Consider the following 3,041-nt stretch of genomic DNA (forward strand, 5'->3'; position numbering starts at 1 on the left):
CATCCAGTGTCAGGTTGGCGGCAGCAGCATGCGCCGCGAAACCGAGGGTGGCGGTGGCCAGCAAAACGCGCTTGAGGGTAGTGAAGCCGATCATCTGTTGCTCCGTGGTCCGAATGCCGTGTTTGGCGATGGGACAGAGCTTAGTTGCCTGACTCGGTACAAAAAATGCGATGCTTGAACATAGTTTGTTTCTGAAAGCGGGCAAATCATGGATCGTCTTCAAGCAATGCGGGTGTTTGTCACGGTGGTGGATCTGGGCAGTCAGTCGGCGGCGGCCGATCATCTGGACCTGTCGCGGCCGGTGGTGTCGCGTTATCTGGCGGAGCTGGAAGACTGGGTCGGCGCGCGCCTGATGCACCGCACCACGCGCAAGTTGAGCCTGACCACGGCGGGCAGCGAAATCCTCCCGCGCTGCCGGCAGATGCTCGAACTGTCGAGCGACATGCAGGCCGCCGTCAGCGAACCCCATGACGCACCGCGCGGGCTGCTGCGCATCAGTGTCAGCACCTCGTTCGGCCAGGCACAACTGGCCGATGCCGTGGCCGCCTACGTCAAACGCTATCCGGGGGTGAGCATCGACCTGCAAATGCTCGACCGCACGGTGAACCTGGTGGACGAGCGCATTGATCTGGCAATCCGCACCAGCAATGATCTCGATCCGAACCTGATTGCCCGACGCCTGACCGTGTGTCGCTCGGTAGTCTGCGCCGCGCCGGCCTATCTGCAAGAACAACCGGCGCCGCAGCGCGTCGAAGCGCTGAGCCGGCACAATTGCCTGACGCACTCGTATTTCGGCAAGAGCCTGTGGCATTTCGAGGAAGACGGTGAACCGGTTTCGGTGCCGGTACAGGGCAATATCAGCGCCAACGAAGCCAGCACGTTACTGCGCGCAACACTGGCCGGTGCGGGGGTGGCGATGCTGCCGACCTATCAGGCCGGGGTGCATATTCACAGCGGTGAGCTGGTGCGCCTGTTGCCCCATGCCGAACCACGGCAGATGAACATTTACGCGGTGTACGCCTCGCGCAAGCACATGCCGGCGGCGCTGCGCAGCATGCTGGATTTTCTGGTGCAGCGATTCCCCGAAAACCCGGCTTGGGATGAAGCGGTTTCCAGCGTCAAGCCACAAGCTACACGCTAGCTGCGCCGCCATTCATCTTGGCGCGTGCCGCTCGACGCTTGCAGCTGCTTCTACCTGACCTATGCTGAAAGTAATACCGCAGGGTATGCGTTCAGAGGTCATTGCCATGAACATCAAAACAAGAAGGTACTTCGCGATTTTCATCACCTGCGCCGCCACGCTGGCGCTGTACGGCACAGCGGCCTGGCGGGTCGAGCAAATGCGGCAGCTGCCCCGTGATTACGCGAGCTGTAATTTCGAACGCTGCATTCCGCATAACGCGACGCTCAATGCGTTGCGCTGATTGACCTGAACTGGAGTCAATCCGGTGGGAGCTGGCCTGCCAGCGATTGCGGATTGACATTCAGCATTGAGACGGCTGGACCACCCCTATCGCTGGCCAGCCAGCTCCCACAGGGTTCGTGGCGTTCAGGCGTTTATTGCTCGGCCTTCAGACGGTCGCGAAACGCCTTTGGCGAGATTCCCACCCGGCGCCGGAACAGGCGTGTGAAGTTGGTCGGATCGGAAAACCCCAGCAACTCCGACATCTCGTAAATGGTCATGCTGGTGTAGGTGAGCAAGCGCTTGGCTTCCAGCAACTGGCGTTCGTGCATGATCTGCAGCGCCGGTTGCCCGGCCAGTTCCCGGCAGGTGCCGTTGAGATGCGAGACGGAAATGCCCAGACGATGGGCCAGATCCTCGACCTTCACATGCTGGCGGTAGGTCTCTTCCACCAATTGAATAAAGCCATTGAGGTATTCGCGCTGGCGTTGCGGCCGCTGACTGGCGTTGTGTCGCACGATAGCCTGACGGCTGACCCAGACCATAATCACGCTGACCAGCGAATGCATGAGCATTTCCCGCGCCGGCTGATGGCCGTTGTACTCGGCCTGCAACGCTGAAAACAGACTGTTCAGGTACTCGCCGTCCTTGCCCGCCGGATAGCTTTGCGTCTGGGCCAGGGCGTGCACCGACTCGCCCAGCTGCGCCTGCAGATGGTTGATCAGCGGCGTGGCGAGGGTAACGATGAAGCCTTCCACGTCCTCGGAAAAACGGAAGCCATGCACCGACAGCGGCGGCAGGACTTGAATCGCCGGAGTTTCGAGTTGCGTGCGCTGACCTTCGATTTCAAGCTCTGCCTGACCTTTGAAGACGAAGAGTAACTGGCACAGATCGGCGTGGCGGTGGGGTTTGATTTCCCATTGGTGTTCGCGGCTGCGGGAAGAAATGGTTTCACAGTGCAGCAAGTCAGGGGTCGGCCAGTCCAGGCTTTCACCGTAGAGCTTGAACACCGGAATCGAAGGCAGGTCAGGCGTGTTCATCACTTCAATCCAGGCCTCAGGTTTTTGGGCGATAATCGCACCGATTGGCAGAATGTACAGATATCGGCTCAGTTTTCACCTTCAATTGACAGACCCGCAAGGGAAAAATGCAAGCACTCGATCCATAAAAATCATTCACCGGCTTTGGCCGCGTGAAGCTTGCGAGTCATAAAAACAATGAAAACGCTGAAAACCCAAGTTGCCATCATTGGTGCCGGTCCGTCCGGTTTGCTCCTCGGCCAGTTGCTGCACAACGCCGGCATCGACACCCTCATTCTCGAACGTCAGACACCCGACTATGTCCTCGGTCGCATCCGCGCCGGCGTGCTTGAACAAGGCATGGTAGAGCTGTTGCGTCAGGCCGGTGTAAGTCAGCGGATGGACGCCGAAGGGCTGGTGCACGGCGGCTTCGATCTGGCCCTGGACGGGCGTCAGGTGCACATCGACCTGCACGGGTTGACCGGTGGCCAGACCGTGATGATCTACGGTCAGACCGAAGTCACCCGCGACCTGATGGCCGCTCGTCGGGAGGCCGGCGCGCCGACCCTTTACGAGGCCAGCCATGTCGTTCCCCACGGCATGAAAAGCGACGAAGCCTT

At 59.9% G+C, this 3,041-nt stretch carries 4 protein-coding genes and 1 pseudogene; 3 read left to right on the top strand and 2 right to left on the bottom strand.

Annotated features, from left to right (window positions below; translation table 11 throughout):
- Window positions 1-94: pseudogene (locus DBR24_RS34105) on the bottom strand (MBL fold metallo-hydrolase); the annotation flags it as partial.
- A 114-nt stretch (window positions 95-208) separates the two neighbouring features.
- Between DBR24_RS34105 and DBR24_RS27695 the strand changes: the two are divergent.
- Both DBR24_RS27695 and DBR24_RS31160 read left to right on the top strand, forming a co-directional pair.
- Window positions 209-1,141, top strand: a complete 933-nt coding sequence (locus tag DBR24_RS27695; RefSeq protein WP_123466312.1) for a LysR family transcriptional regulator — start codon at window positions 209-211, stop codon at window positions 1,139-1,141.
- Between the two features lie 106 nt (window positions 1,142-1,247).
- A complete protein-coding gene (locus DBR24_RS31160; protein WP_177490692.1) occupies window positions 1,248-1,424 on the top strand; it encodes a hypothetical protein in 177 nt (58 codons plus the stop codon).
- 133 nt (window positions 1,425-1,557) lie between these two features.
- Here the strand turns inward: DBR24_RS31160 and DBR24_RS27700 are convergent, their stop codons facing one another.
- Window positions 1,558-2,442: a helix-turn-helix domain-containing protein gene (locus tag DBR24_RS27700; RefSeq protein ID WP_128616298.1), complete on the bottom strand. Its 885-nt coding sequence runs from the start codon at window positions 2,440-2,442 to the stop codon at window positions 1,558-1,560.
- Between the two features lie 177 nt (window positions 2,443-2,619).
- Here DBR24_RS27700 and DBR24_RS34110 point away from each other — a divergent pair.
- Window positions 2,620-3,041 (top strand): FAD-dependent monooxygenase (locus DBR24_RS34110; protein WP_256591912.1); only part of this gene is annotated, 422 nt, incomplete at its 3' end.

It is taken from the genome of Pseudomonas sp. HMWF006, from assembly GCF_003061205.1.
In the GTDB taxonomy this organism is placed as follows: Bacteria; Pseudomonadota; Gammaproteobacteria; order Pseudomonadales; family Pseudomonadaceae; genus Aquipseudomonas; species Aquipseudomonas monsensis.